Source organism: Novosphingobium sp., from assembly GCF_027486195.1.
GTDB lineage: Bacteria > Pseudomonadota > Alphaproteobacteria > Sphingomonadales > Sphingomonadaceae > Novosphingobium.
On the sequence record NZ_JAIXPP010000079.1, the window covers coordinates 1 to 4,996 of the forward strand.

4 protein-coding genes and 1 pseudogene are annotated in these 4,996 nt (G+C 64.8%); 4 read left to right on the forward strand and 1 reads right to left on the reverse strand.

Features of this window, described 5'->3' with window-relative positions:
• Nucleotides 1-54: 54 nt before the first annotated feature.
• From secY to Q0071_RS14955, 3 genes are all read left to right on the forward strand, one after another.
• Entirely contained in the window at nucleotides 55-1,422 is a 1,368-nt protein-coding gene (secY, locus tag Q0071_RS14945; protein WP_298171129.1) for a preprotein translocase subunit SecY, read from the forward strand.
• 70 nt (nucleotides 1,423-1,492) lie between these two features.
• Complete coding sequence (locus Q0071_RS14950) at nucleotides 1,493-2,137, forward strand: adenylate kinase (RefSeq protein WP_298171132.1); 645 nt, start codon at nucleotides 1,493-1,495, stop codon at nucleotides 2,135-2,137.
• 49 nt (nucleotides 2,138-2,186) lie between these two features.
• Complete coding sequence (locus Q0071_RS14955; protein ID WP_298171135.1) at nucleotides 2,187-3,197, forward strand: SRPBCC domain-containing protein; 1,011 nt, start codon at nucleotides 2,187-2,189, stop codon at nucleotides 3,195-3,197.
• Nucleotides 3,198-3,225: 28 nt separating this feature from the next.
• Here Q0071_RS14955 and Q0071_RS14960 read toward each other — a convergent pair whose 3' ends face one another.
• Complete coding sequence (locus Q0071_RS14960; protein ID WP_298171138.1) at nucleotides 3,226-4,509, reverse strand: MFS transporter; 1,284 nt, start codon at nucleotides 4,507-4,509, stop codon at nucleotides 3,226-3,228.
• Nucleotides 4,510-4,902: 393 nt separating this feature from the next.
• Here Q0071_RS14960 and Q0071_RS14965 point away from each other — a divergent pair.
• Nucleotides 4,903-4,996, forward strand: a pseudogene (locus Q0071_RS14965) (30S ribosomal protein S13); the annotation flags it as partial.

Below are 4,996 nucleotides of genomic sequence, written 5' to 3' on the forward strand. Positions count from 1 at the left end.
AGGCACTGCGGCATCGCTTGCAGTCAGCCCAGCAGCAAGGCTTGAAACCCGAACATGGCATCCCGCGCCGACAACATCGCCAGCACGCTAAACCTGGCCAATTTCTCGAAGGCGACCGAACTCAAGTCGCGCATCTGGTTCACTGTGGGCGCGCTCGTCGTGTTCCGCTTCATGAGCTTCGTGCCGCTGCCCGGCGTCAACCCGATGATCCTGGAAGAGCTTTACAAGCGCACACAGGGCGGTGTTCTCGATATCTTCAACGCCTTCTCGGGCGGTTCGCTGCAGCGCATGAGCCTCATCGCGCTCGGCGTGATGCCCTACATCACCGCCTCGATCGTCGTGCAGCTCGCGTCCTCGCTCCATCCCGCGCTTGCCGCGCTCAAGAAGGAAGGCGAAAGCGGGCGCAAGAAGCTCAACCAGTATACCCGGTACGGCGCAGTGTTCCTCACCGCGATCCAGGGCTGGTTCCTCGCAGTCGGGCTTGAGGCATTCAGCGCCTCGAGCGGCCTGCAGGCGGTGGTTGATCCCGGCTACCTGTTCCGCGTCGGTGCGGTGATCAGCCTCATCGGCGGCACCATGTTCCTGCTCTGGCTGGGCGAGCAGATCACCAGCCGCGGCATCGGCAACGGCACCTCGCTGATCATCATGGCCGGCATCGTGGCGCAGATGCCCACGTTCTTCGGCAACCTCTTCGAACAGGGCCGCACCGGCGCGACGAGCCCGATCTTCATCGCCGGCATCGTCCTGTTGCTCGTTGGCGTCGTGATCTTCATCTGCTTCTTCGAGCGCGCCTCGCGCCGCCTGCTGATCCAGTATCCCAAGCGCGTCACCCAGCGCGGGATGATGGCAGCAGACCGCAGCCACCTGCCGCTGAAGCTCAACACCGCAGGCGTGATCCCGCCGATCTTTGCCAGCTCGCTGCTGCTGCTGCCGCTCACGATCACGCAGTTCGCCGGCCGCTCGGTCTCGCCCGATAGCACCATGGGCCAGATCATCGTCGGGCTGAACCAGTACCTCGGCCACGGCAAGCCCGTGTACATGATCCTCTATGCGCTCGCGATCCTGTTCTTCAGCTTCTTCTACACCGCGATCGTGTTCAATCCGGAAGAGACGGCGGACAACCTCAAGCGCAATGGCGGGTTCATTCCCGGCATCCGTCCCGGCAAGAACACCGAGAAGTATCTCGATTACGTGCTGACACGCATTACCGTGCTGGGCGCGGCCTATATCACCACGGTCTGCGTGGTGCCCGAGGCGATCATGGCGGAAACCGGCATGGGTTCGCTGTTCTTCGGCGGCACCAGCCTGCTCATCGTGGTCAACGTGACTGTGGATACGATCACTCAGATCCAGTCGCATCTGCTGGCGCACCAGTATGGCGACCTCATCAAGAAGGCCAAGCTTAAGGGGCGCACGCGCTGAACGACGGTCCGCACCTCTGCTTTGAGCAGGGTCGGACGGTGAGGCGGGCGGTTAAGAGGGGATTGCAGGCGTGAACATCATCCTGTTGGGGCCGCCGGGAGCCGGCAAGGGTACCCAGGCGCAGCGGCTTGTCGAGCGGCATGGCATGAAGCAGCTCTCGACTGGCGATATGCTGCGAGCCGCTGTCAAGGCGGGCACGCCGGTCGGCCTCAAGGCCAAGGCCGTCATGGAAGCGGGCGAGCTCGTCTCGGACGAGATCGTTTCGGCTCTCATCGGCGATGAACTCGATGCCATGCCCGCCGGTATGGGCGCCATCTTCGATGGCTACCCGCGCACCGCGCCGCAGGCGGAATCGCTCGATGCCATTCTCGCCTCGCGTGGCCGCACGCTCGATCACGTGATCGAGCTCGAGGTGAACGAAGACGCGCTCGTTGAACGCATCACCGGACGCTACACCTGCGCCACTTGCGGCAAGGGCTATCACGACACGTTCGAGAAGCCCGCCGTGGAAGGCACTTGCGACAAGTGCGGTGGCCATGAGTTCAAGCGCCGCCCGGACGACAACGAGGAAACCGTGCGCACGCGCATGGCCGAATACCGCGCCAAGACCGCGCCGATCCTCCCCATCTACGAAACGCGCGGCATCGTTGCCCGCGTCGACGGAATGGCGGATATGGACGCCGTGACGGGTGCCATCGAGGCCATTCTCGTATAAAGACTTACGTCGGGGCACCTATTCAGGTGCAAAGGCGGGGGTTTTGGACATGCGGGACATCGGGCGTGGGCTATGGGGCATGGGCCTCATCGTGGCTGGGCTCGCCCTTGCTGCCCCTGCCGCCCATGCCGAGGTAGTCTCCCGCACCGAGACGGGCTTTGTCGTTCGCCTCGCCAGCGAGGTCTCCGCGCCGCCCGCCGAGGCGTGGAAAACCGTCCTCAGCCCTGCGCAATGGTGGCAGAGCCAGCACACCTTTTCGGGCGATGCGGCGAACCTCAGCCTCGATCCGCAAGTCGGCGGCTGCTTCTGCGAAGTCCTGCCGCGCCCCGATGGCGCTCCAACCACCCAGAAGCCCGGCGGCGTGCAGCACATGCGCGTGATCTATATCGAGCCCCCCCGCGCGATGCGCCTCGTCGGCGCGCTCGGCCCCCTGCAGAGCGAGGCGCTTTCCGCGACAATGACGATCACGGTGAAGCCTACCGAGAAGGGCTCGCGCATCCTGTTCGAATATGTCGTTGGCGGCTTCATGCGCTACAAGGTCGACGAGATCGCGCCCGCGGTGGATCGCATGCTGACAGCGCAGCTCGCCAGCCTTGCCGGCAAGCTCGGACCGATTGCCGATCCGGCACCGAAGCCCGCGCTGGAAGGCGATGTCGCAACCAAGGACGAACCCGCGCCGCCAGTCGCGCCGCTCAAGGGTGCGGAAACATTCAGCCTGCCGCCCAAAGGCGGCAAGCCTGCGCCAAAGGGCGCGGCCAAGCCTGAGGCAAAGCCGGTTCCCAAGCCTGAGGCAGCACCTGCTCCCGCACCCGCCACCGCCGCAACCAAAACCGCCGCGACTCCAGCACCTGCCACGAAAGCGCCGGTCAAGGCGGGCTATCTGCCGCCTGCAAAGTCTGTCGCAAAAGCCCCTGCCAAGACGCCGGCAAAGGCTGCCGCCAAGCCGGGGACCAAACCTTCGACCAAGCCTGCCGCCAAGGCGCCTGATCCGGAGGCCGATGCCCACCGCGATGCCAATGCCGCCTTCGATGCGGCGTTGGGGGCAGCGCCCGCTCCTTGATCGCGGGCAAACACGGCGCTGAAGCGGGTCACCCCAGCCGCATGCTCCGCGCCCGCGCCACTAGCGCAGCGCCTGCCGCGGCGAGGGAAATCGGGATCAGCAGCGCCACACCCGTGGCATAGCTCCCCGTCGCATCGGCCAGCAGGCCCCAGGTGATCGGACCGAAAAAAGCGCCCCCTTGCGAGATCGTGTTGCCCATGGCGAGGCCCGCCGGCCGGTCGCCCTCGGGGATCAGGCGGCTGATTACTGCCAGCGGCAGCATCCCGGCGGTCTGTGCGGCCGCGATGAACACCACATAGCCGCCGATCGTGCTCGCGCCTGATCCGCCCAGCCACAGCAGCGCCAGCCCCGCCGCCGCCAGCACCATGAAACCTGCATAGGTCACCAGCGTGCGCGCCGTGGTGCGCCCCGCCAGCGCGCTCACCGACAGCAGCCCCAGCGCGATCGCGACACCGCCAACTGCGACCACCCGGCCCACGCCCGCCGTATCGAGCCCGGTGCCTTGTGCCAGCAGCTTGGGCGCGGAAAACACGATCGCGTTGATCGCTACGTAGTTGAGCGCATTAGCCCCGCCCAGCAGCAGCACGAACGGATTGGTCAGTGCGCGCAGGAGGTTGTGCGAAGGCGCCCCCGCAGTTGCCGCCTCGCGCCGCAAAACGCCGTTCAGCCAGGCACGTTCCGCATCAGTCAGCCACGGCGCGGTTTCCGGCCGGTCTGGCAGCGCGGCGATCAGCACCAGCGCGAGCAGCACCGACGGCACCCCTTCCACGATCAGCAGCCATTGCCAGCCCTGAACGCCCATCGCACCGTCGAGCGCGAGCAGCGGTGCGGCAATGCTGCCCATCACCACGTAGGAAAGCGGCAGCGCTATGTAGAACCGGCTGATCGCCCAGGCGCGGTGCTCGCCCGGAAACCAGGTGGAAAGGTAGAGGATCACGCCCGGATAGAAGCCCGCCTCCGCTACGCCCAGCGCAAAGCGCATCGCATAGAACTGCCAGGGCGTGTGGACGAAGGCGGTGAGGATCGAGATCAGCCCCCAGGTGAGCATGATCCGCGCGAGCCAGACCCGCGCTCCGAACCGCGCAAGCAGCAGGTTGGACGGCACTTCGAGCAGCGAATAGCCGAGGAAGAAGGCCGAGGCGCCAATCCCGTAGATCGTTTCGCTGAAGCCGAGGTCGGCATTCATCGTCTTGGCGGCAAAACTGATGTTCGAACGATCGACCACCGCCACAAAATAGCTCAGCAGGATCAGCGGCAGCGTGCGCCAGGCAATTTTGCGGAACAGCGTACGCTCGTTCACCTCAGCCGCCATGCACGATCGCCCCCGCCTTGTCCCGCCGCAACGCTAGCAGGGCAGGTCGAAACAACAAGCAGGCGGGACCATCAGATTGATCCGATCCAGCAGAGACCTTTGACCTTGTCCGGCCAATACGGTATAATCCACATCATCATTGCACGGCCGTGCCTTAGAGGCGCGCGGGCCACGCTTTGGCGCGTCTTAGTGGTTGACGCTTAATTCGAATCGTCCTAAGCGCGCCATTCACTCGATACGGCAAGGGCTTTTGCGTCGGTTGGGAATCCATGATTTTCTTGGGTTTCTTCTGGCGAGGCTGCTTTCGTGCAACCGGGTGAATCGCGATGAGATGGGGTTTGGCCCGGCGCTTTCAGCGCTGCCGCCTTCGCCCTGTGGAGCATGGAGAAACAAGTGGCTCGTATTGCCGGGGTCAATATCCCCACCAACAAGCGCGTGATCATTGCGCTGACCTACATTCACGGAATCGGTGCGCACAAGGCCAAGC